The 24,582-nt window shown below is 61.1% G+C and carries 16 protein-coding genes and 1 pseudogene; 12 read left to right on the top strand and 5 right to left on the bottom strand.

Features of this window, described 5'->3' with window-relative positions:
- Nucleotides 1-8 precede the first annotated feature (8 nt).
- Entirely contained in the window at nt 9-698 is a 690-nt protein-coding gene (locus JNL55_RS16425) for a TetR/AcrR family transcriptional regulator (protein ID WP_293855700.1), read from the bottom strand.
- A 145-nt stretch (nt 699-843) separates the two neighbouring features.
- On the opposite strand from JNL55_RS16425, the gene JNL55_RS16420 reads away from it, so the two are divergent.
- The 3 genes from JNL55_RS16420 to JNL55_RS16410 all read left to right on the top strand — a co-directional run bounded on the left by JNL55_RS16420 (nt 844) and on the right by JNL55_RS16410 (nt 6,138).
- Complete coding sequence (locus tag JNL55_RS16420) at nt 844-3,033, top strand: TonB-dependent receptor (protein WP_293855697.1); 2,190 nt, start codon at nt 844-846, stop codon at nt 3,031-3,033.
- Between the two features lie 49 nt (nt 3,034-3,082).
- Entirely contained in the window at nt 3,083-4,273 is a 1,191-nt protein-coding gene (locus tag JNL55_RS16415) for an alpha/beta hydrolase (protein ID WP_293855694.1), read from the top strand.
- An 89-nt stretch (nt 4,274-4,362) separates the two neighbouring features.
- Entirely contained in the window at nt 4,363-6,138 is a 1,776-nt protein-coding gene (locus JNL55_RS16410; RefSeq protein ID WP_293855691.1) for a serine hydrolase, read from the top strand.
- A gap of 18 nt (nt 6,139-6,156) precedes the next feature.
- On the opposite strand, the gene JNL55_RS16405 is transcribed toward JNL55_RS16410, so the two are convergent.
- Nucleotides 6,157-6,642 carry an Lrp/AsnC family transcriptional regulator gene (locus tag JNL55_RS16405; RefSeq protein WP_293855688.1) on the bottom strand — a complete coding sequence of 162 codons (486 nt, stop codon included), beginning with the start codon at nt 6,640-6,642 and terminating at the stop codon, nt 6,157-6,159.
- 213 nt (nt 6,643-6,855) lie between these two features.
- On the opposite strand from JNL55_RS16405, the gene JNL55_RS16400 reads away from it, so the two are divergent.
- From JNL55_RS16400 to JNL55_RS16380, 5 genes are all read left to right on the top strand, one after another.
- Nucleotides 6,856-8,862: an alpha/beta hydrolase family protein gene (locus JNL55_RS16400; RefSeq protein WP_293855685.1), complete on the top strand. Its 2,007-nt coding sequence runs from the start codon at nt 6,856-6,858 to the stop codon at nt 8,860-8,862.
- Between the two features lie 132 nt (nt 8,863-8,994).
- On the top strand, nt 8,995-9,561 hold the full coding sequence (locus tag JNL55_RS16395) for an RNA polymerase sigma factor (protein WP_293855682.1): 567 nt from the start codon (nt 8,995-8,997) through the stop codon (nt 9,559-9,561).
- Nucleotides 9,562-9,563: 2 nt separating this feature from the next.
- A complete protein-coding gene (locus JNL55_RS16390) occupies nt 9,564-10,556 on the top strand; it encodes a FecR family protein (protein WP_293855679.1) in 993 nt (330 codons plus the stop codon).
- A 38-nt stretch (nt 10,557-10,594) separates the two neighbouring features.
- A complete protein-coding gene (locus JNL55_RS16385; protein WP_293855676.1) occupies nt 10,595-13,018 on the top strand; it encodes a TonB-dependent siderophore receptor in 2,424 nt (807 codons plus the stop codon).
- A gap of 21 nt (nt 13,019-13,039) precedes the next feature.
- Nucleotides 13,040-16,192: an amidohydrolase family protein gene (locus JNL55_RS16380; RefSeq protein WP_293855673.1), complete on the top strand. Its 3,153-nt coding sequence runs from the start codon at nt 13,040-13,042 to the stop codon at nt 16,190-16,192.
- Here the strand turns inward: JNL55_RS16380 and JNL55_RS16375 are convergent.
- The 3 genes and pseudogenes from JNL55_RS16375 to JNL55_RS37455 form a co-directional block, all read right to left on the bottom strand.
- Nucleotides 16,189-17,691, bottom strand: a complete 1,503-nt coding sequence (locus JNL55_RS16375; RefSeq protein WP_293855670.1) for an amidohydrolase family protein — start codon at nt 17,689-17,691, stop codon at nt 16,189-16,191. The two genes, JNL55_RS16380 and JNL55_RS16375, sit on opposite strands and share 4 nt — an antisense overlap.
- A gap of 65 nt (nt 17,692-17,756) precedes the next feature.
- Nucleotides 17,757-19,523, bottom strand: a complete 1,767-nt coding sequence (locus tag JNL55_RS16370) for a TonB-dependent receptor domain-containing protein (protein WP_415923092.1) — start codon at nt 19,521-19,523, stop codon at nt 17,757-17,759.
- Between the two features lie 372 nt (nt 19,524-19,895).
- Nucleotides 19,896-20,303 (bottom strand): annotated as a pseudogene (locus JNL55_RS37455) (TonB-dependent receptor plug domain-containing protein); the annotation flags it as partial.
- A 245-nt stretch (nt 20,304-20,548) separates the two neighbouring features.
- On the opposite strand from JNL55_RS37455, the gene JNL55_RS16365 reads away from it, so the two are divergent.
- Genes JNL55_RS16365 through JNL55_RS16350 form a run of 4 tightly spaced genes read left to right on the top strand, consistent with a single transcriptional unit; the run spans nt 20,549 to nt 24,493 of the window.
- Nucleotides 20,549-21,043 carry an Lrp/AsnC family transcriptional regulator gene (locus tag JNL55_RS16365; protein WP_293855664.1) on the top strand — a complete coding sequence of 165 codons (495 nt, stop codon included), beginning with the start codon at nt 20,549-20,551 and terminating at the stop codon, nt 21,041-21,043.
- Between the two features lie 24 nt (nt 21,044-21,067).
- On the top strand, nt 21,068-22,591 hold the full coding sequence (locus tag JNL55_RS16360; protein ID WP_293855661.1) for a peptide MFS transporter: 1,524 nt from the start codon (nt 21,068-21,070) through the stop codon (nt 22,589-22,591).
- Entirely contained in the window at nt 22,588-23,775 is a 1,188-nt protein-coding gene (locus JNL55_RS16355) for a M24 family metallopeptidase (protein ID WP_293855658.1), read from the top strand. The genes JNL55_RS16360 and JNL55_RS16355 overlap by 4 nt, the downstream gene beginning before the upstream one ends.
- 4 nt (nt 23,776-23,779) lie before the next feature.
- The gene (locus tag JNL55_RS16350) at nt 23,780-24,493 is read left to right on the top strand and encodes a peptidase E (protein ID WP_293855655.1); all 714 of its coding nucleotides are present in this window, start codon (nt 23,780-23,782) and stop codon (nt 24,491-24,493) included.
- Nucleotides 24,494-24,582: the final 89 nt, after the last annotated feature.

Below are 24,582 nucleotides of genomic sequence, written 5' to 3'. Positions count from 1 at the left end.
TCACAGTGTTACTTCGACCGCCGCCGAGCGTATGGACGCTTCGGCGGCGGGCTGCCGTCCATCGCAGGGGTGACGATGGCTTGTACGCTGCTCACCAGTCGGTCGATCCCTTGAGGTAACGACGCGCCGGCGTACGACCAATACAACCAAGTGCCGGAGTTCAGAAAGAACGCGTGCACGGCGAGGTCGAACAGGGCGTCCTCGGGCCAGCGCGAGCCGAGTCGTTTCAGGTGCGAGACGATGATGTCGGCGAAAGTTTCCGCGTGCGTTTGTGACACCCCGGCCAGACCGGGGAAAAACTGGATGGCCTCGTTCATCGAGAGGTCGTAATCCATCTGCGCCTCGCCGTGTTTGATGGCGCGAATCCATTTGCCGAAGAACGTGCGCCAGTCGGTCTCCGATTGCCACTGGGTGTCCGTGGCGATCTCGCGAATGTGCGACAGCTTGGCTTCGTACAGCGCGTGAATGATGGCTTCTTTGTTGGGGAAGTACTGGTAGATCGAGCCCACCGAGACGCCGGAGTGGGCGGCAATGTTGGGGGTAGTGACGGCGGTAGGGCCGCCGCTCTTCAGCAATTCGCGCGTGCCTTGCAGGATCTTCTCGATGCTGGCCTTACTGCGATCCTGAGTCGGCAGCTTGCGAGGCCGCAGTGCGGCCCGCGGCGCGCGCGCAGGGGTTTTGACGGTCGATCGTTTCATAGCTGCTCATTCTGCCCGGCGGCTTGCATTTTGGCAGCGATGGCATTAAAAAGCGAATAAAAATTCATATTCGTATCTGATCAAGGCGACACCGACGATAGCGGATCGATAAAACGGGAGGCGATGTATGGGAACTAGGAATGGGATGAACTCGCGGCACTGGATCTATTGGATGCCGGTCGTGACATTCGGTGCGGTAGTTGGTCCGGCGGTGGCGCAGGATGCGGCGGGCGTCGAGGAAATCGTGGTTACCGCGCAAAAACGGCAGGAGCGCCTGATCGACGTGCCCAGCTCGATTGCGGCGGTGGGCGACCAGACCATCAAGGACTTGAACGTGCAGCAGCTCGCCGAGCTGAGCAATCATGTGCCGAATCTAATCATCGATTCCAACGTGTCGTTGAACTCCGCCGTCTATATCCGCGGCGTCGGTGCCAACAGTCGAAATATCGGCTTCGACACTCGGGTCGGTGTGTATCTGGACGGCGTGTACTTGGGTCAATCGCCCGCGCTCAATCAGGAGCTGGTGGATCTGGAGCGCGTGGAGGTATTGCGTGGCCCGCAAGGCGCGCTGTTCGGCAAGAACACTGTGGCCGGCGCGATCAATTTGGTTTCGCGTCAACCGACGTTCGATACTGAAACGTTCGTCAGCGCGCGCGTCGGCGACTATGGCGAGCGGCAGGGATCGCTGCGATTCAACACGGCGCTCGGCAGCACTGTCGCGACCAAGATCTCGTTCAATCGCGCGGTTCGCGACGGTTTCACCACGAATCTGTTCGACGGCAGCGATGTTGGCAATCGCGATGCCACCTCAGGCCGCGCGCAGTTGCGCTGGGATGTGAGTGACTCGCTCAAGGTGCTGGCGTCGGTTGATGGACTGCGGACGCGAGAACGCGGTGAGTACGGTAACGCGTTTACCAATACCTTCGGCAGCGCGATTGCGTCGAACTATTCCAGGCCCCGCACCATCAATGTGAATCACAACTCGGCTGACGAGCGCGACGTGTACCGCGGCGCGCTGGACATTGCCTACGAGCTGGCCGGCGGCTCGACGTTCAAGTCCATTACCTCGTATCGAAGCACCGAATTCGCCAGCACCATCGACGTCGACTATTCGCCGTTGGATCTGGTGTCGGTGGATTTTGCCGATGAGTATCGCCAGTACACCCAGGAATTTCAGTGGCTGGCTGCGCGCACCGAGCGCTTCGAGTATCTCGCCGGGCTGTATTTGTATCAGCAAGACAGCGATACGAGTCGCGCCGCACGCACTCATTCGCAAGCGCCGCTGTTGGGATTGCCGGCGGGTGCGTCGTTGCCAACCGCAGGCGATGTGACGACTCGAAACGCCGCCTTGTACGCGCACGGCACGTACGATCTCACCGATAAACTCGAATTCGGGCTGGGCTTCCGCTGGTCGTGGGAGGAGAAAGAGGCGAACTACGCCATCGACGGCTCGCGTCTGCCGGCGTTCGGCCTGGCCACCGGCACATTTTCGGACAAGCGCACGGATGAGGACCTCTCGCCAACCGCGACGCTGACTTACCAGTGGACGCCGAATTTCATTTCCTATCTGCGCTACGCAGAAGGTTACAAGAGCGGTGGGTACAACCTGGACTTCGTCGGGCCCCGCGTATTCCCCAACAGTCTGGAGTTCGAGCGCGAGACGGCTCGGAACTATGAGGCGGGCATCAAGGGCGATCTGTGGCAGCGGCGGTTGGGATTTGCCATCTCCGTGTTCCGTACCGAGTTCGAAAACTATCAGGTCGATCAATTTCTCGAGGTTAGCCCGGGCGTCATCGCCATCGTGATCGGCAACGCGGCCGAAGTGCGGACGCAGGGCGTCGAACTCGAAGCGACGCTGCGGCCCATCGATCGTTTGACCTTGGGGCTGGGTCTCGGCGTGCTGAAAGCCGAGTTCGAGTCGTTCCCGGGTGGTGGCGCGGGTAACACCGATGCGTCGGGCAAGGAGCTGCCGGGCGCCTCGCCGCTGCAAGCCAATGCCAGCGTCGGGTATTCGGTGCCCATCGGCCGATCCTTGGATCTGCTGCTACACGCGGACTACACCTATCGCGACCGTTACTACTCGGATATCGACAATCGCACGTCTGTGACGGTGGGCGGCATGACGGTGCCGTATGACCGCGTGAGTGCGTCGGATTCCGTGAACGCGCGTATCGCCATCGCTCCGCAGAGTCAGCGATGGGAGTTCGCTGTGTGGTCGCGCAACCTGCTCGACTCTCGCAACGTAGCGATTTACGGCGGCGACTTCTTCGGTACGTTGACTCGGCGCTACGCGGCGCCTCGTACCTGGGGTGCTGAGATCAGTGCAAAGTTTTGAAGAAGGCCGAGTTCTGAAGAAGGCCAATTTCTGAAGAAGGAATGAGTCGATGCGTCACAACCTGTTCGTTCCCGTGCTCGTCGCGATCCTGCTGAGTGCTTGTTCATCGCAGCCCGCGGATCCTCCGGATCTGCAGCTCACGACTCAAGAGCGTGAGACGTTGGCAGCGGCCCGACAGCCGGAAAGCTGGTTTGTGTCGCATCTGAAAGGGCCGCGAGAAAAAGTCGATGGCGACCTGCTGAACCCAAAGATGCAGTACGTGCTGGAGACTTTTTCGCGGCCCTCATCGACGCCTGAAGCAGAGCAGGAGGAGCGCGCGGCCTTTGCGACGGAGGAGGGGCGCCGGGCCGCGCGCGCTTCCGTTGATCGTCGCTGGACGATCAATGCCAAGCTCACCGCTGACATGGCCTCAGTGGAAGATCGGCGCATTCCGGGGCGCGACGCTGAGATTCCAGTGCGCATCTATCGACCGAAGAGCGCAGGTGAGGGAACGTTGCCCGTGCTCGTTTACTTTCACGGCGGCGGCTATATCTTCGGCAGCATTGCGGCTGTCGATCGTCAGGTGCGGTTGATTGCCAATGAAGCAGAAGTGATTGTCGTGTCTGTCGACTATCGCCTCGCGCCCGAACATCCATATCCAGCGCCACAGAATGATGCCGAGGATGCTTATCTCTGGGTGCGCGACAACGCGGCAAGTTTTGGCGGCGATGTCGCCCGCATCGGGGTTGGCGGAGACAGTGCCGGCGGGCAACTCGCGACCGTCATCTCTTATCGCCAGCTGCAGGCGAAGCGGCCGCTGCCGTTGTATCAATTGTTGTATTACCCAGCGGTGCATACCCGGCAGAATGATCGCTCGTATGAGTTGTTCGGCGTCGGTTATGGCCTCGACCGGTCGTTCGTGGATCTGGTGGTGGCCATGGCGTTTCCTGATCCAGCCGTGCGTGACGGCGATGACGCGATACCTTTCAATGCCACGAGTCTCGCTGGTATGCCCGCAACGATCCTGGCGGCAGCCGGCTACGATCCGTTGCGCAGCTCTGGCCGTGCGCTTGCTCGGAAGCTGGAGAAGGACGGTGTCAGCGTCATCTATTTAAACTTCAGCTCGCTCACTCATAGCTTTCTGAACTGGTCGGGCGTCATCGATGATGCTGATAAAGCCGCGACCTTGACCGCACGGTTGTTTGGTCAGGCAATTCGCAGCCGCGCGGCTCAGCTTGCCGAGACGGAAGGGGGCAGCTGAGCACCGCGCCTATCGAGCGGTTGCCACCGCCACCGGCCTATGGCACGTTGTCCCGCTTCGTCCTTCCCAGAAACGGAGCACGCGATTCCATGGCAGCTGTGCAGCGTCGATATTCGGTTTCCTTGCTACTGATCTTGGCCGTTGTCGCCGGCAGCGTTTCGGCGCAGTCGCTCACCGGTCTGGATCGTTTCATCGCTACGGAGATGGCCAAGGAAAAGGCGCCGGGGTTGGCGCTGGTCGTGGTGAAGGACGGCAAACTCATTCACCAACGCGGCTACGGTTATCGGGATGTGGAGCGCAAACTGCCGGTCACGCCCGAAACGTTGTTCGCCATCGGCTCGGTGAGTAAGTCCTTTACGGTGCTGACGCTCGGCGCGTTGGCTCAGCAGGGCGAGTTGGCGTGGGACCGGCCCGTCAAAAGCTATCTGCCGGACTTCCAGCTGTTCGATCCCTTCGCGACCGAACACATGACGCCGCGGGATCTGGTGACGCATCGCTCGGGCCTGCCCCGGCACGATGGCTTGTGGTACGGCAGTAGCCTCAAGCGGGCGGACTACTATCAGCGTCTGCGCTACCTCGAGCCCAGTGCCGAGTTCCGCACTCGATACCAATACAACAATCTGATGTTCGTGACGGCGGGTTATCTGTCGGAGCGCATTTCCGGGACGAGCTGGGAGAAGTTGTTGCAACAACGGATCTTCCTGCCGTTGGCAATGACGCGCAGCTATTCGGACATCGCCGCCTTCCAGCAAGACCGCGAGCCGGCACTGCCCTATGTGACCAGCGACAAGGCCGGGACCATCAAGGTCGACTACGCGAATATCGATGCCATTGCTCCGGCGGGCGCCATCAATTCCACGGCCTTGGATATGAGTCGGTATCTGCGGGCATTGATGGAGGGTGGCCGCTTCGAGGGCAAGCAAGTGCTGGATGCGGACACGGTGCGCGAGATGCAGACTCCGCAGATGATCATCGCCGACACGCCGCGTTATCCGGAACTGGGACGCGGTCAGTACGGCATGGGGCTGTCACTCGCCACCTATCGCGGCCACAACGTGGTTTCTCATGGCGGCAACATCGACGGCTTCACCGCCTATCTGGGCTGGCTGCCGCAAGAGCGGGTCGGCCTGGTGTTGTTGATCAATCAAGGCAGCTCGCAGCTGCGGTCGATCGTCAGTCAGCGCGTGTTCGATCAAATGCTGGGGCTGAAGCCGATCGACTGGAGTTCGCGTTACGCTGCCGATAAGGCGCTGCGTAAGTCGGCCGATGCGCCCAAGGATCGCCCCGAAGTCGGCTTGCGCAAGCTCGGCACAGCGCCGGGCCATGCGCTGGAAGAATACGTCGGTCGCTTCGAGCATCCGGCCTACGGCGCCATCGAGATTGGCCGAGATCAGCGCGGCCTGACGCTGGGTTACCATCAGAAGCGCATCGCCTTGGAACATTTCCATTACGACGTGTTTGCTGCCCCCGAGGATGATGTGAATCCCCTCGCGGAAACCAAGGTGCAGTTCAATACCGGCATCGATGGTGAAGTCAGCAGCGTGGCGATTGTGATGGAGCCGGCTATCGACGCCATTGTTTTCAACCGCCGCGGCGGCGAAGAAATGCGCGAGCTGTCGTTCCTGCAGAAATTTGTCGGTACCTATCAGTTGGGCACCGATACCGCGCGCATCTCACTCCAGGATGGCTCACTCGTGCTCGGCTACAACGATCTGCCGCTGCGTCGCTTGCTGCCACTACATGGCACGCGGTTCGGTCTGGAAGGGCGTCAGGATCACAGCATCGAGTTCATCGCCAAAGATCAACTCGCGTACCGCCGGCCCGGCGGCGCCAGTGTCGGCTCGCGGGCTGTGGGAGCAGAGTGAAGGCCCGGCTGCCGCCGCTCAATCCTCGACCGATCCCAGCAAATGCCCGATGGGTAGCCCAGCAAACGGTTTGATGGGCTTGGTGACGATATAACTCCAGTACTGACGGACCGCCAGATCGGCCGTCAGTGTCTCGTCGACGGCTTGTTGATAGCTGCTTACGTCGGCGACCGCGAACATCAGCACATAGTCGATGTCGCCGCCGACGGCCCAGCAGGCAACGATGTGCGATGCCTTGGCCACCGCAGTTTCGAAGCGCTTGAAATCTTGGGCGCGATGGCTTTCGAGGGTGACCGTGACCAGGACCTGGGTCAGCTGCGGCAGCCGGTCAGCGGCGATGTCGGCGTGATAGCCGCGCAGGATGCCGGCTTCTTCGAGTCTTTTCACTCGTTCCCAGGTGGGGCTGGCAGACAGCCCGATGCGCTCGGCGAGCCGCGCGGTGGGCAAGCGGCCGTCTTCCTGGAGCGCTTCCAGAATCTTGATATCGAATCGATCGAGCTTCATGACGCGAGTCCGTTGGGCACGTGAGCTGAGCATACCGAATCGAGGCGGGCTGCGAGGCAGGGTCTCGGGCCTGTCTGCTGCCGAAATGGGAGGTTTTTTCTGTCGCGGCCAGCGGTCTTGGAAAATCCAAACTGCGGTGGCCGGCGCATCCGGAATTTCCTTCGGCGTGGCGGTGCGAGACTTGCCTTAGCGAGTTCACCGTCGAGGACAGGAATGACGTTCTGGTTGAGGTTATGGGTCGCAGCGGTGTTGCTCGTGCCATTGAGCGTGCCTGCCGCCCCATCGTCAGCGCCCTTGACGGTGGAGCAGGTGATTGCTTTGCGCGCCGTTTCTCAAGTGTCGCTATCGCCCGATGGCCAGACCATTGTGTTTCGTATGGAGCGACATCGTACCGCTGCGGAGGGCATCGGCCCGCCGGTGGGCGAGCTGTGGCGGATCGAATCGCGCGGCGGATCGCCCGAGAAAGTTGCCGACACGGGCGTCAATGTCCGGCAACCCAAGTGGTCGACGGATGGCACCCATCTCGCGTGGATCGCACAGCCTGCGTTCGATGAGCCGGCACAAATTTATGTGATGCCGATCGCTTCACGTCAGGTGCAAAGATTGCCGAGTGCGGCTGGCCGCGTGCAGGCGCTGCAATGGTCTCCCGATGCACGCCGCATCGCTTACACCGCGTGGGATGCAACGAGTCCTCACGAACGTGCGGAGCAACGAGCGGGTCGTGATTGGACGGTGTTCGAGTCCTCACCGAAGCAATTGCGCCTGTACGCCATCGAGCTGCAGTCACAACGAAACTCATTGCTGGTCAAAGATGAAGCGTCGGTGCATTTCTTTGATTGGTCGCCCGACGGTTCGCGTCTCGTGGTCGGCGCCGCGCCCGGTCCGGGCGATGACGATCGCACGTTGCGCACCCGACCTTATCTCGTTGCTGCCGTGGGCAGCTCATTACGTTTGGTGGCTGCCACGGTGGGCAAGCTCACGGATCCGGTGTGGTCCAAGGATGGCAAGTGGCTTGCGTGGCTGGGGTCGACTGCAATCACAGATCCGGCGCCGGGGAGTGTGTTTGTCGCCGCGGCAGATCTATCCGGAACCCCGCGCAATCTCACCGCCAACTTCACGGGTACCGCGGTGGGACTGGCGGCAATGCCGGGCACTGCGGACACGTTCGTGTTCAGATCGGAAGAATGGCAGCGAACGGCGTTGCGCACCGTTGTAGCGTCGACGGGTGAGTCCACGCTGTTGAATTCAGCGCAGGAGATTCTCGCCGAGCTGCCCAGCTTCAGTCGTGACGGCGAATCGTTCGCGGGGGCGGCCAGCACGGCGACGCATCCAGACGAAGTGTTCCTGGGCACACGGCGGGATTCAAAAGCCTTGCGGCGTGTGACGCAGTCGAACGCGTCGCTCTCGCCATCGCAGCTCGGTGCTCAAAGTGTGTTTCGCTGGAATAGTCGCGACGGTACGCCTATCGAAGGCGTGCTGATCCAACCTCCTGGCTTTCGCGAAGGCCGCAAGTATCCCGTGGTGTTACATGTGCACGGCGGTTCGGAGAGCGTGGTGTCCGATGGCTGGCAGGGCAGCTTCAGAAACTGGGGACAATTGCTCGCCGCACGCGGCTATCTGGTGCTGTTTCCAAACTATCGTGGCAGCCGCGGGCGCGGTGTCGAGTTCGTTGCCGGCAATCGGCGCGACATGATGGGGCGGGAGTGGGAAGACATCGAGAGCGGCTTGGATCGCTTGATCGCACTCGGCTCGGCGGACGGCGAGCGCGCCGGCATTTATGGATTCAGTTGGGGCGGTTACGCTGCCGGTTGGGGCGCCACTTACGCCAGTCATCGGTTCAAGGCAGCGGTCGGCGGCGCCGGCATTTATAACTGGGTGAGCCTGGCCGGCAGCAACGACACCCGGATGCACGAACAGCTCGCGCATTGGGATGCGCCGCTGTATGAGAACTTCGGGTTGTATTTGCAACGTTCTCCCATCTTCGAAGTACGCCGGGCGGCGACGCCGATGCTCCTGCTGCATGGGGAGCGGGACCGCAGCTGCCCGCTCGACCAAGCGATCGAGTTTCATACGGCCTTGCGTTGGAAAGGCGTGCCGGTCGAACTCGTCACCTATCCACGCGAGGGCCATGGCATGGAGGAGTACGAGCATCAACGGGATTTCGCACGGCGCGGTCTAGCCTGGTTCGACCGGTATCTAGCGCCGGCAACGCCGCCCTAGCCGGAAGCGCTGGGCAGGCTCTAAAGCGTACAGACTGCGCTGCCAAAAAATTCCTCCAAAATGCCTATAAGGCGGGTGCCGGGCCGCGGTCGCCCGAAGGCCCGTGGTATGTTCGGCCCCAGAGGTTGACTGATGCCCCAGCACACCGAAAAGCCGCTGGACCCGCAGGCTTCGTCCGAGCTACGCATCCAATTGCATGCGCGCTTTCACGAGGCCCTGGTGCGCTTTTTCCGGCGCCGAATCCGTACCGACCATTACTCGGAGGATTTGGCCCAGGAGACCTTACTGCGGGTCCTCAAAGCCGGCGCTTTCGATCGAGTCGAAAGTCCGGAGCGCTATGTTTTCAGGGTGGCAATCAATCAGTTGCGTGATCATCAGCGCAAGGTCGGTCGCTTGGACCATCCGGGCCTGCGCATCAACGTCGAGGAGGCGATTGCCTCCGAGAAAGAGCCGGAGCTGGTGGAGGTGTTTTATCCGGAGCGGGTAGTCGCCAGCCGGGATTCCCTACAGCACGTGGCCGCGCTGTTGAGCGAACTCGATGACCGCACCCGAAACATATTCGTTCTGTTCAAGCTGGAAGGCATGAAGCAAAAGCAAATCGCGGAGCTCTACGGCATAGGACAGAGCACCGTGGAGAAGCACGTCATGAAGGCCACGGCACATTTGATCGGGCGCCAGCAAGCCATGGAGCACGAATGATCATGGCAGACGAACATCAGCAGCGGCGGATCGCCGAGGCTGCGGCCCTGAGCACGCAGCTGAGCGAGCAGGGGCTCGAGACCAGTCCGGCGCTCGAGGCTTGGTTGGCGGCTGATCCCGAGCATCGCCGGATCTGGGAACGTCGTACTCAGACGTGGAGCTTGCTCGAGAGTCAGAAGAATTCTCCCGAGTTGTTGGCGCTGCGCCAGCGCGCGTTGGGTGACTTACAGCGCATGGGCAGCCGTCGTTGGAATCATGGCGCCTGGAAGTGGCGCGCCACTGCGGCTGCCGTCGCGGTGTTGGCAGTGATGGTTACATGGAGTTGGTATGTCGTGACTCCACATACCTATCGGACACGCGCCGGCGAACTGCGAGTCGTTACGTTGCCGGATTCGTCACGGGTGCATCTGGATGCCTCGACCGAAGTGCGTGTGTCCTATTCGGACAACGCACGCAAGCTGTCCCTGCTGAAAGGACAGGCGCGTTTTGAAGTGGCGCGCGATGTCATGCGGCCGTTTTCTGTTCTGGCAGGAAATCGGCGCGTAGTCGCGCTCGGCACGGTCTTCAACGTCGATCTGCTGGAGCAGGAACTGCGTGTCACGTTGATCGAAGGCAAGGTCATGGTGCTGGATCAGGGCGCGCGTGCCGACCCTGGGCGCGTGCCGGCACGTGATATCGAACTTGCTCCGGGCCAACAACTGAAAGTGGCGCCGGCCGGCAAGGAAGAAGTGATATTGGCCGACGTCCAACGGGCGATTGCGTGGGAAAGCGGCAAGCTGGTGTTCGACGATGAGCCGCTGGCGCAGATCGTGACCCGCGTATCCAGATATTCACAGCAACCCGTCACCGTGGCCGACGCACACACGGGCGCACTCCGAATGTCTGGCGTGTTCGAAGCGGGCGATGTCACCACCTTCGTGGAAACCGTCAAGGACTATCTGGACGTCGAAATCGAACAGCGCGATGGAGGATTTTTGTTGAAGCGCAGTCAGTAAGGAGGAACCTCCCACATCGAGAGGTATAGGGGAAGTCCATGCCGATTCGCGCCAGACAGATTACGACTGCTGTGTGTTGTGCCCTGGCCGCCGTGGCGGTCGTCAAAGCGGATGTAACAACCACAGCGCCGTTCGATACCACCCAGTCGAGCCTTTCTCAGGCGCTGAAGGACTATGCGCTGACCTTCAATCAAACCATCATTTTCTCCGAGACCCTGGTGGCTGGCATGAAAGCCAGTTCACTCAAGGGCAACTACACGGCCGACACCGCGCTGGCCCAGTTGCTGAGAGGCACCGGCTTGATCGCCGAGAAAAATGCGGTCGGCGCGGTGGTGATCAGAAGGGAAGGCGAAAGCAAACCTACTGCCGATGCAGCAGCCACGGCGCCCGTGTCCTTCCGTCTGGCTCAGACCGACAGCCCCGGCGTGAGCCAAAGTGCCGACACTGGCACGACCAACGTTCGCACCGAGGTCGAGCAACGCGAAACCAAGAGCGGTATCGAGGAGATCAACGTGTTCGGTCGTCGGCCGGACGATACCGTGAAAGACATTCCCCAGAGCATCACGGTGTTCAATCGGGAAGTGATCGACATTTCACCGTCGGTGTCGGTGGGCGACATGATTCGTTTCATTCCCACTGCTTCACGTAACGGCTCGACACTGAACGCCTTCGGCGATAACTACATCATCCGCGGTTTCGATGCTAACCAAACAGTGAATGGCCTCGGCTTCAACCGCATCGCTCATGCCCGCGACATCGCCAACGTCGAACGCATCGAAGTGCTGAAAGGCCCGGCCTCGGTGCTGTTCGGTCAGATGCAGCCGGGCGCGGTCATCAACGTGGTGACCAAGCAGCCGCTCGATCATTTCTATTCGGAACTCGGTTTGGAGTACGGCAAGTACAACGATCAACGCTACACGCTCGATATCACCGGGCCGATCAGCGATCGAGTGCGGGCGCGGCTCAATGTGGCGTACCGCGAAGCGGATGCCTTCGTCGACTTCTGGGATCTCGAGCACTTGTACATTGCGCCCAACGTGACCGTCGATCTCACGTCCGCGACCACCTTGACGGTGGAAGGCACCTATTCGACCAATGCCTGGGGTTCGTTCCAGAATGGCACGCCCGCGGAAGGGCTGTTCCTGCCCAATCCGAATGGCAAGTATCGTCGCTCGTTCAATCCGGATGAGCCGAACATCGGTCACACGGATCGGGATTCCATGGATGCGAACGTGCGCCTGGTTCACGAGATCAACGACACCATGCGGGTGCGCGCCAGCTACACCTACACTCGCAACGAGGGCGACTTCACCGAAATGTTCGTCGCCGGGTTGCGGCCGGACATGCGCACCATCGACCGATTCTATTTCCATAGCGTTGGCGCCTACGAGAACGACGACAACTACCTGGTGGACCTGGTCGGTGAGCTGCAGACCGGGCCGCTGCTCCACAAATATTTGATCGGCGCCAACTATCGTAACTTCGACAGTTCGCGGCCCGCCCGGTTCGTGGGCAGCACGCCGCTGGATCTGTTCAACCCAGTGTATGGGCTGGCACCGCCCGTCAATCCGTTGCTGAATCAGTTCTTCCAGAACTTCAACTCGGTGGGCTACTTCCTGCAGGACCGGATCTCGGTCGGTGGGCGTTGGCACTTTTTGGTCGGCGTCCGGTACACCGATTCGCACCAGGACACCAAGTCCGTGAGCGCGGCCGGCGCGACGTTCATCAATGTGCTGGATGAGCAGAAGTGGACGCCGCAGTTCGGCGTGCTGTTCGAAGTGACGGACCGATTCTCGGTGTACGCGAACCGGACCGAGTCCTTCGTGCCTCAGTTCGGCACCACCTCGGGCGGCACACCGTTCGAGTCGCAGCAAGGCATGCAGTATGAATTGGGCACGCGCTTCGATATCGGCGACAGCGGGCTGCAGGCAAATGCGGCGGTGTTCATCATCACCAAGGACAATCTGCAAACGTCCGATCCCAGCAATCCTGGATTCTCGGCGGCCTTGGGTGAAGTGGAGTCGCGCGGCTTCGAGATGTCGATTCACGGTCACATCCGCCCGAACTGGTTCCTGGGCGCCGCCTACGGCTACACGGACACCGAGGTCACCCGCGACTTCGACGGGCTCAAGGGCCTCAAGCTTAGAAACGCGCCCAACAACACGATGTCCGTCCAGACTCGCTATGACATTGGTTCAGGGCCGCTGCGCGGCTTGGGGCTGGGCGGCACCGTCGAGTATGTCGACAGCCGCTACGGCGACGACGCCAACACGTTCGAGGTGCCGAAACATACGCGCGTCGATCTGGGTGCCTACTATCCGATCAATGAGCGCATGCAGCTGGATCTGCTCGTCAACAACGTGTTGAACGAGGACATGTATGCCGAGGCCTTCGAACTCTATCGAGTGATCCCGGAGCCGGGCCGCACCTACATGGTTCGGTTCAAGCTGCGAGTCCAATAGTCGCTCAGATAGTGGTCAGCGATGCGCAAATCAATGTCTCTGGCCCTGGCGGCCACCCTGCTCATGGGGGCGGTGGCCGCCGCTTCGTCCCCGTCATTGCCGCTCGAACCGACGCGTACCGTCGAGTTTGTCACCGAAGAAGGCACGTGGATGTCGCTGGACGTGTCTCCGGACGGGCGCACGATCGTGTTCGATCTGTTGGGCGATCTGTATCAGTTGCCAATCGAGGGTGGTGAGGCTCGTGCACTGACGAGCGGCATGGCCTTGGACGCGCAGCCGCGTTACTCGCCGGACGGTCGGTCGATCGTTTTCATCAGCGATCGCGGCGGCAATGAAGGCCTCTGGCTCATCGACGCGGACGGAACGCATCCGCGCGCCGTCGTCGAAGGTGATGCGGCGACGGTATTTACATCGCCGGAATGGATTCCTGACGGCGAGGCGGTGGTCGTCACTGAGACCTCGGTGTGGACGCGCGGTCGCACGACGCGGCCTAAGTTGTCCGTCTATCGAATTGCGGATGGCAGCAAGATCGAGCTCGATACCCAAACGCAGACCGGGGCGATTCGTCCGCACGGCGCTGCGTTTGGCGCCGACGCCAAGAATCTGTATTTCAGCGGCTATAGTCAGGACAGCACGAGCTGGACGCTGTACCGGCACGATCGATCGACTGCGCAATCGTATGCAGTGACCAACGGCACGTTGTCGTCGGTGCGGCCGGCGCTCTCGACGGACGGTCGTTGGCTCGCCTACGTCACAGGCGACGGCATCGACCGAAGCGTACGACTTCGAGATCTGAGCGATGCGAGCGAGCGCTGGCTGTTGCAACAGTTCGATCCGGAGTTGCTGCCTGGCTACGGTGCACCTAATGGTGACTACGACCGTGATCTCATGCCGGGTTGGGCGTTCACTGCCGATTCGCGTGCGTTGATTGCCTCCTATCGCGGCAAGTTGTGGCGCGTGGATGTGCCTTCGGGCAAGCAGACACAGATTCCGTTTCGCGTGCCGGTGCGGTTGCAACTGGGACCGCTGGTTCACCAGACAAACCGTATCGATGACCAGGCCGAGCGTTTCATTCGAGAGATTCGCGATCCTCGGACGTCGCCGGACGGTCGCCAGGTCGTGTTCTCCGCTGCGAGCAAGTTGTGGACCATGGACTTGCCGGCGGGCAAGCCTCGTCGGCTCACTGCGTCAGCGTCCGATCAGTCGCGTGGAGAGTTCGAGCCGGTTTGGTCGCCTGATGGCCGTTACGTTACCTATGCGACGTGGTCCGATGAGTTGGGTGGCGCGTTGTATCGCGTGCGTGCCGACGGCAGCGGCAAGTCCCAGCAACTGACCAAAGTCCCAGGCTTCTACACAGCACCTGCGTATACACCTGATGGTCGTCGCATCGTCTTCGTCCAAGGCTCGCTCGACGCGCGCCGGGACTCACTCGCGCTGAAGGGCGGTGATGGTGAGGACCACACCGTGCTTGCGGGCCTGGAGTTGCGATGGATCGCGGCCAGCGGTGGCGATTCTCAGGTCGTTGCACCTGTGCATACGTTGGTGAGACCGCATTTCAGTCAGGACGGCACTCGCGTTTATTTCTACGACCGGCTGGCGCCCAAAGAAAAGTGGCTGGTCTCGGTCAACTTTGCGGGAGCAGACCTGCGTCGTCATCTCAGGGTCACTGAGGTCACGGCGCTCGCCGGTGAGACGCCGCGAGGGGCTGCAGATATTCGCATTGCGCCGGATGGTCACAGTGCGTTGGTGCTCGGTGCTCGCTCAGTGTCCAGAATCGAATGGCCAGCCGCGCAAGCGACCGAGCTGCAGGTTCACTTACCGAACGTGCCAGCACAAGTCCGTGTGCAGCAACTCAATGGCCTGGGGGCCAAGTCGATCAACTGGAGTGACGACGGGCGCACGGCTGTTTTCAATCTTGGCACCACGTTATATCGCGTCCCCATCGATGCGAAAGAACGGGCAGCATCGACGCACCAGACGCAAGTTCGTATCCCTCTGCAGCGGCCGCGGCCGGACGGCAGCATCGTGCTTCGCGGGGCACGCATCATCACGATGGCGAGCAGCGGAGTCATCGAAGCGGGTGACATCGTGATTGAGCGAAACCGCATCGTGGCCGTCGGGCCGACCGGGACGATCCCGTTGCCGGTGAATGCAAAAGTGGTGGACTTGAGTGGCACCACGATCATGCCGGGCCTCATCGACGTACACGCGCATCCGAACGCACCGGATCGGATCGCGCCGGGACAGTATTGGGAGTTTCAGTCGTATCTGGCCTATGGCGTGACCGCCATCCACGATCCCGGCCCGGGGCCGGGTGCAACGGATGGTTCGCTGGACGATTGGCTGTCGTACGCCGATCTGCTCGAGAGTGGCCAGATGCTCGGCCCGCGGCTGTACACCACTGGCCCGTTGGTGATGTGGTACGACGAGATTCGTACGCTCGATGACGCTCGTCGCGTGCTGCGACTGAGGCGGGACACATTCGGTGCACACACGATCAAGTACTACGATGCCGGCAATCGCACTCAGCGGCAGCTGGTGGCGATGGCGGCTCGAGAACTTGGGTTGGCGCTCACTAACGAACCCAGTCGCCGCTTCAAGACGGCGTTCAACCATATCGTGGACGGCTATTCCGGTGTGGAGCACGACTTAGGTCTGACGCCGCTCTACGACGATGTGGTTCAAGTGTTGGCGCGATCGGGAACGAGCATCAACATGACGTTCAATCCCGTGCACATTCATGCGCATGAGTATCCTGCCCAGGACGCGAAGCTCAGCAGCGTCACGCCGCAGCTACAGATCCAGAGCAATTTGGAGTACTGGCGGGTGACTGCGCCGAAGTACCCGAGCGAGTTTGGATACGAGCGTTTCTCTCATGGGCTGGCGAGATTGGTGGGCGCAGGCGGTCATGTCGGCTTTGGTGGGCATAGTTGGGCCGAGGGGCTCGGCACTCACTTCGAGCTGTGGGCGTTTGCCAGCCGAGCGTCGAACGAAGCAGCGTTGCGCGCTGGGACGTTGGGTGGCGCGTACGCGATGGGCCTGGAGAAAGAACTGGGCTCCATCGAGGTCGGCAAGCTGGCGGACTTGCTGGTGTTGGAGCGCAATCCGCTCGACAACATCCGCAACTCCACCAGCCTGCGCTATGTGATTCAAGATGGCGTGATGCGCCGTTAGTTTTGACTCTCAGGCTCGGCCACGAAGCGAGCGACGTTGGCTTCCAGGTCGCTCAGCATCTTCGCATCCAACACCTTGCCATTGCGGATCACTGCGCGGATGCGAGCGGCGTTGGCGATGTCTTCCAGCGGATTTGCATCCAGTAGTACCAACTCAGCCTGCTTGCCGACGCTGACCGTGCCGACGCGATCGGCTTGACCCATGTATTGAGCGGCAGCGGCCGTTGCGGCGAACAGGATGGCTTGATTCGACAGGCCTGCGCGACTCAGCTCCTTTAGCTCATCGTGAAAGCCCGATCCCGGGAAGCAATAGCTGTCAGAGGAGTCGGTGCCGACCAGCATGTGCACACCCGCTTCGTGTGCCTGACCCACGAGCCGCATCGCCAGTTCGTAGAAGTCGACGTAGGAACGTTTCTCCTGTGGATCCTGAAAGCGCCGTTGAAAGTTGGCGGAGTCCTTCTGCCATGCGCTGCGAATCGAGGCGGGCACCAATCGTAAGCGCGAGTCGTCGAGAAAATCGACATCGTCGCCGAACGCTTCGAACTTGCGAGTGATGAGCGTCGGGATGTAGTACGACGAAGAACTCGCCATGCCGGCGATGACGTTCTGGCAGATCGATGCATCGAAGGTGGCCAGCATCAAAGGATAGAAGCTACCCAGGTTTTCATCGCCGCGGGCGGGATCGGCCCAGCTTCGATAGATCCGGGGGGAATCGCCCGCGGTCCAGCTCGCGACAACGTCGCGAAACGTGCGACTGAAGCGCGAACAGTCGACGGCGGGATGTTTGGCGTGCTCGATGCCCCGTTGACCGGCCGCCAACGCTTCCAAGGTGGAGACGGCGTGCGGGATATGACCGCTGACCGGCAGGCCGAGCCGGCGTGCCTCATCCATCATGCCGAAGTACGCGTCGCGAGGCAGGGTGTCGTAAGGCTTGATGAAGTCCACGCCGCGAGCTTTCATTCGGCGAGCGAGTGCGCGGCCCTGTTCGTAAGTGGCCGGTGTGGCCCAAGCGGGATCGCCGGGTTCAGCAGCACGCGGACCGTTCACGATGGCGCTACTGATAGCGACGATGCGCGGGCCGAGAATCACGTTCGTATCGATGCGACGCTGCAGATCGCGCATGAATTTGATGTTGTTCTTGCAGCCTGGCGTCAGGCAGTCGCCCGCCATGTCGCGCACGGCGACGACGCCGCTGGCAAGAAACAACGGCAGCGCCCAACGCTCAGCCAGCGTGGGGTGATTCAAATGCACGTGCATGTCCCAGTAGCCGGGCGCAAGAAAGGCACCCGCGGCCTCGATGCGAGGCACATCGCGTTCGGCATCGGCAACGGGACTGATGGCTGAGATGCGACCGTGCTCGATGCTGACATCCGCGGGCGCCGTGACGACTCCTTGCGTGACGTCGACGATGCGGACATTGGCGATGATCAAATCGGGCGCCGCCGAGGCAGCGTGGGCTACGAGTAGGCCGATGACGAGCAGAGATCTGGAGGGATTCACGAAAGCTCCCGACATTCGAAAAGAGGCCGCCCGCGACGAGTGCCGCGGGCGGGTTCAAGGGGCGATCAGAACTGCTTGCGCAGCTGCAGGTAGTAGAACCGACCGCGATAGTCGGCGAGGCTGCGGTCGTAACCGTCGAAGCTCGCCGCGATGAATCGCGGATCGGTATCGGTAAAGTTATCGATGCCTGCTGTCACATCGACACCGCTCAGCAGCCCTTCGCCGGCGGCCTGCCGCCAGCCAAACTGCAGATCGTGGGTCACGTAACTGCCGATGTCTCGCGGGTTGGCGCTATTGAAGGTGTCGTCGTAGCTGCCCACGTAGTTGAGTTGATAGCTGGCGGCGAACGGTCCTTGTTGCCACACCGGATTGAGCGCGCCCCGCAGACGCGGCAGTCCGGACAGATCGGCTCGGAACGAACTGAAGCGTCCGGCGAGTCGTCGCGTGTCCAAGCCGTCGCTCAGGTCGGCATCGAACGAACTCAGATAGGAGAGGCGCGAGTCGAGCAACAATTGGCCAGGGCCCATGGCGCGCTCATAGCGGGCCGTGAAGTCGAAGCCCGTCGCCTTCTGTTGACCACCATTCGCAGCAGTCGCAATCACTTGTACTTCGCCATTGGGCAGTCGGATGACCTGACCCGGGCCGGTGCCGTTGAGCAATGCCTGAACATCGGGTTCCACGATGATGTTGGTCAGATCGATGCTCCAATAGTCCAGCGACAGCGACAGTCCCGGTACGAACGCGGGGCGATACACCGTGCCGATGTTGAAGGTATCGGCTTCCTCCGGCGTGAGATTGGGATTGCCGCCGGTGGTGACGATGGGATCGACGCCGATGTTCTGCACCGGATCGAAGTAGCTGAACGCCTGGAATGTTTGTTGAGCGGCGTTGAGCACATCGACGGGCGGCGCGCGGAACGACGTGCCCCATGACGCACGCACCACCCAGTCCTCACCGAACGGCAGCCAGCGCAGGCTGACTTGCGGGTTCGTGGTGGAGCCGAAGTCGTTGTATTCCTCGTGACGCACGGCTGCAGACAGTTCGAGGGCAGCAATGCCGCTGATCTTCTGCGCTTCGCCGACGATGGGAATCAACACCTCGCCGAACACGCTCCACACGTCGCGTTTCAGACGGCTATCGGCCATCTCGCCATACTCGGTGGCGCCTTCGTTGTACAACGTGTCGAAGTCTTGTTCGGACACTTCCTTGCGGAACTCGAAGCCCGCGGCCATGCGAACGGTGCCGCCGGGCAGGTCGAACAGCGGCGCGCCAATGCGACCGTCGAACGAGGTGAGTTCGGTGCGCGTCACGCTGAAGGGCGAAACGAACAATCCTGCCAGCTGTTGTGGTGAGTTGGCACCCCAGCCGAACAGATTGAGTGCGTTCGCGCCAGGACGAGTAACAGCATCGATGAAGCCGTCGATGGCAATGATGTTGTGTTCGGTGAACTCGAACTTGCGCTCGTAGCGAGTCGCCGCCACTTCATAGTTCACGACGCCAATCTCGCCGCGCAATCCGGCGACCAGGCGCCAATCGGTGGTGAGATGATCTGAATACAGCTCGGTGCCCGGTTCAGTGAAGATGTAATTGACCGCGTTCACGTCCTGGCCGAACGGATTGTAGGTGTTGCTGGCCGGAATCTCCGGAGCGAACAAATACTTCGGCGACCACAAGTAATCCGCTTGGTCGCGTCGGTTGTACAGACCTTCGAGGAACACGGTGGCTGCGCCGCTGTCACTCAGATCGTGTTCGAACGAGGCCCAGCCTTGGGTACGTTCATCGCCCGGCAAAGTGTCGACTTCGTTGGTGCTCTGGCGAGTCTGTGCGCTCACCGAAGAGAACGGCACATAGTCGGTCGGTGAGGTGCCGGTCGATCCCGGGCCGAAACGCGCTGGGTCGAGCGACACGAAACTGCCATTCGCGAGCGTGATGCGTCCGGGCAACGCCAACGAACCGGAGCGTCGGTCGGGGCCGCCATATGGACGGAAGTCGCGACTCGCGGTGATCTTGCGATCTTGTTTCTGAATGTCGTTGCGCGTGCTGAAGGTCGCTGCACCGACGAGCCGAGTGCGGTCGCCGGAGTAGCCACCTTGCACAGAGACTTCGGTCTGGCTGGCGTCGTGCTCGGTGGTGTTGCCGTAGGACGCGGTCAGCGTCGCGCCGTGATAGTCCTTCTTGAGAATGATGTTCACGACACCGGCGACGGCATCGGAACCATACAACGCCGAGGCACCGGACTTCAGCACTTCCATGCGCTCGACGGCGGCCATGGGAATCGCGCCGACGTCTGCGGCGCCATTGGCAGCAAAGCGACGGCCGTTCACCAGCACGAGCGTGTAGGCATCGCCGATACCGCGCAGATTGACTGTCGATCGACCGCCACCGCCTTCATCGCGCGTCTCATTGTTTGTTGCGCCGGAGAAGCTGGCTTCTTTGCGAAAGAACTGACCGATGGTGGGCGTGCCGGTTCGCGTGAGTTCCTCGGCTGTGATGACGCGCACCGGATTCGCGCCGACATCGGCAGCAACGTTGCCGCCGATGCGAGAGCCGGTGACGAGAATCTCTTCGACATGCGGCACCTCGGCAGCAGAGACCGATGTTGCTGATGCCATTGCTAGCGCAAGTAGTGGCAAGTGGGTCCGGCTATCCGTGGAACGTTTGGTCATTGCTCGTCTCCCCATTTCATTTTTCGGCGGCAGTTTGCTCGCCGCAACGAGGGTAGTGCGAGCCCTCGGCAGGGTGTTTCGGTTCCTGTTCACTACCCTGGAAACAAATTCTGAAATACTCTGGAGCCACAGAATATTCGCTGAGCCCTGCTGAGGAAGTCATGTTGAATAGTTGCAGCGTAAAACAGCGAATGAGAGCGAAATCCAGCGCACCGCTCGATGCCAAAGATGTGCGTATCCTGGAGATCGTGCAGACGCAGGGACGCATCTCGAAGAAGGCGCTCGCGGATGCCATCGGTTTGAGTTTGACGCCGTGCTTCGAACGTCTGCGACGCTTGGAGCGCGAAGGTTTCATTGAGAGCTATCGTGGCGTCATCGATGCCAAGCGCATGGGAACATTCGTATGGGTGCACGTCGAAGTGACGTTGGCGCGCCATCGGTCAACGGATTTCGCGCGCTTCGAGGCGGCCATTACGTTGCTGCCCGAGGTGCTTTCCTGCGATGCCGTGGGCGGCGGCATCGACTATGTGCTGCTGATGGTATGTCGAGACGTCGCTCACTATCAGCAACTCATCGATGAGCTGTTGGGGCGCGAGGTCGGTGTGGAAACCTACTTTACTTACATAGTGACCAAGCGGGTCAAGGATGTGCCGGTGATTCCGTTGGGCCTGTTGCTGAGTCGTTGAGATAGACATGAGCGGATACAACCTTTGAGCGACAGTCCGGCGCAGCGCTACCGCCATCCGGCGGGCGTGTACTTGGTCTCGGCCACCGAGATGTGGGAACGCTTCAGCTACTACGGCATCACGGCGTTGTTGGTACTGTATTTAACGGCGCCGGTCGTCGCAGATGGCTTCGGTTGGTCGGCCCCCGAGGCGATTCGGTTGTATGGCTTGTATGCCGGGCTCGCGTTTGCCGCGCCGGCCTTCGGCGGCTGGGTGTCGAGCAGTGTGCTCGGCGAGCGTCGCTGCATTCTTTGGGGTGGCGCAGCGATCATGCTGGGGCATGTGTTGCTCGGCGGCCCGGCGTATCTACCGGCGTTGCTCGGTGCGTTCAGCGGCGTGCCGGTTGAAGAGGTGTTACGGCAGTCGGCGTTGGTGCAGGGACGATTGTTACTCGATTCCGCACAACGCGAAGGTCTGCGGCTTGCGTTGTTGAATGTCACGGGATCGGACGCGAATCTCGGTGCGGTCAGTGCCGCCTATGTACTTCGTTCCTGGTCGTTCTTCGGCGGACTGGCGCTCGTCATCGTGGGCACCGCGCTGATCAAGCCCACCATTTCTTCGATCATGGGCAAGCTGTACGCACCCGATGATCCCAAACGCGTGTTCGGCTTCACGCTGTTCATGATGGGCGTGTGGACGGGCTCGTTCTGCGCCAACTTCGTCGCGGGTTCCCTGGGTGAGCGCTTTGGGTGGCACCTCGGTTTCATGGCCGCAGCGGTCGGCATGGCAATTGGTCTTGGCGCGTACGCCGCCTTACAACGCAAGCTGCTCGCGAATATCGGGGAGCGTCCCGACCACACCGGATCGATGCGCACTTGGTTTGCTCGATTTACCAGGCTGACACCGGCGGAGAAGCATCGATTGCGCGTGCTCGCGATGCTGAGCGCATTCACCGTGGTGTATGGCATCGCCTTCTATCAGAAGGCGGGCTTCATTCATCTGCTGGTGCGCGAGAGCGTGGTTCGAGATATCGGCGGATTCGAAGTGCCCGCGGCTTGGTTTTTGAGCATCAGTACGGGTGGCTTTCTGTTGTTTGCACCGATGGTCAGCTATGTCATGGCACGAGCACGGCGACAGCCCGATGCAGCGCAGTGTCTGGTCATGGGGCTGGCGAGCCTCGCCTGTGGCTACGTCATATTCCTGCTGGCTGCGACTTGGGCTGCCGATGCTAACGGCATGCTGTCGATGGCCTGGATCGTAGCGGCCTATCTGTGCTTCGGTCTCGGTGATGTCTTCATCTGGCCGCCGCAGCTCGCCGCGGTCACAGCGCTCGCGCCGGCGTCCATGACCAGCTTCATTGTAGGACTGTGGTATGTCACCGTCGGTGCGGGCGCCTATGGCGCAGGGCTGGTCGGCGCTTGGGCGCGTGAGACCGGAACACAAACGGGATTCACTGTGCTGCTGGTCATGCTAGTCGTGGCGACGCTGTTGGCCTTCGCGTTGCGGCGCTGGATGACGGTCCGTCCCGCCAGCTGGTCTCGCTCTGACTTGCAAGGAGTCGACTCTTGATTGCCAATGATCTGTTGCACTTCGGCCTGGATGAATATCGCGAACGCTTGCGACGCGTGTGGTCGTCGATGGAATCGCGGGGCATCGATGTCTTGTTGCTCACCGATCCGTGCAATCTGTACTACACCACCGGCTACGACGCCTGGTCGTTCTATGTGCCTCAATGCGTACTCATCGAGCGCGGCAGTGATAGACCGGTATGGATTGGTCGTGAGATGGATATGCAAGGCGCGAAACTCACGACGTACCTCGAACCGCAGGATATTGATTCCTACTCCGATGATTTCGTCCAGGCGGCGGACCGTCATCCGATGTCGCGGGTGGCCGAACTCATCCGAGCGCGTGGGTGGGGGCGGGCGCGCATCGGCGTCGAACTCGGCAGTTACTATTTCAGCGCACGCGCCATGGATGTCTTGCGCGCCGAACTGCCCGACGCGCAGTGGCTCGATGCGAGTCTGCTGGTCAACTGGGTGCGCGTGGTGAAGAGTCCGACGGAGATTCGTTACATGCGAGAGGCGGCACAGATCGTACAGGGTGCGATGACCACCGCCATCGAGCGGACTCGCCCCGGCGTGCGTCAATGCGATGTCGCCGGCGCCATCTATCAGGCGTTGATCGGTGGTACCAGAGAATTCGGTGGTCAGTATGCGAGCAGTCCGCCGCTGATGCCGACGGACGAGCGGGTCAATACGCCGCACCTGTCGTGGACCGATCAGCCTTACCGGCCCGGCAGTGTCACGAACTTCGAGCTGGTCGCTTCGCGCCATCGTTATCACATGCCGCTGGGGCGCTCGATTTCGCTGGGTCAGCCCTCGCCGGCGACAGCGACGCTGGAACGTGCACTCATCGACGGTATCGATGAAGTGCTGGCAAGCTTGCGTCCCGGGATGCGTGCCAGCGAAGTCGAGTCGTTGTGGCAGAAGGCTGCGAGCCGGCACGGCGTGCGCAAGCGGGCACGGTGCGGATATTCGATTGGCATCGCTTATCCGCCCACCTTCGGGGAGCAGACCATCAGCTTGCGGCCCAACGATGAGACCGAGCTCGTTCCTGGCATGACGCTGCATCTGATGCCCGGTGTATGGCAGCAGGGCGCAAGCTTGGTCATTACCGAGCCGTTCCTCGTGACTGAATCGGGATGCGAACCGTTCTGCCGCTTGCCGCGAAAGCTGTTCCTTGCGGAGTGAGATCATGGCCAAGAAGTTTCAGCAGATTTTCGGTGTCGGCGGCTGTTTCTTTACTGAGCCGTGGGAGCGGCCGTTGCTCCAGCAGCAGATGCTGAGCCTCGCGGGCAGCGATGAGCCCAAGATCTGCTACATCGGCACCGCGGGCGGTGACAATCCTGCCGACATCGAGCAGTTCTATCGCCAGATGACGCAGCACCGTTGCCGCTTGTCACATCTGAAACTGTTCGAGCCGCATACCGATCGCTTCCAAGAATATTTTCTACAGCAGGACATCATCTACGTCGGTGGCGGTGCGACCCGTAATTTGATGGCACTGTGGCGCGACTGGGGATTGGTCGATGCGCTACGAACGGCGTGGGAGGCGGGCGTGGTGTTGGCGGGCACCAGCGCCGGATCGATTTGCTGGTTCGAAGGCTGCATCACCGATTCGTTGCCTGAGCGTCTGTTGCCGCTTGCCTGCACGGGATTTCTGCGGGGTTCCGGTTGCACCCATTACGACGCTCGGCCAGATCGGCCGCAATCGTTCCAGCGATATTTGCTCGAGGGCGCGATCCCTGCGCCGGGCATTGCCACTGAGAATCACACGGCGCTGTACTACCGCGGCACTGAACTCTTCGAAGTCGTCACCGCCGTGCGTGGCAAGCAGGCGTACCGGCTCGACGTGGTCGACGGTGCGATCAAGCAAAGCGCGCTGCCGGCACGTTACTTGGGCGATTGAGGCTCGACTCGGTCGAATCGCAACGAGGTGTCGGGCAGCTCCAGGTATTCCAGCGTCAAGGCCGACGCCTGGCCGAGTCGATTCATCTC

This window comes from Steroidobacter sp., from assembly GCF_016790065.1.
Classification (GTDB): domain Bacteria; phylum Pseudomonadota; class Gammaproteobacteria; order Steroidobacterales; family Steroidobacteraceae; genus Steroidobacter.
Note: the sequence above shows the minus strand (reverse complement) of the source record. Positions and strands in the feature narration are given on the sequence as shown.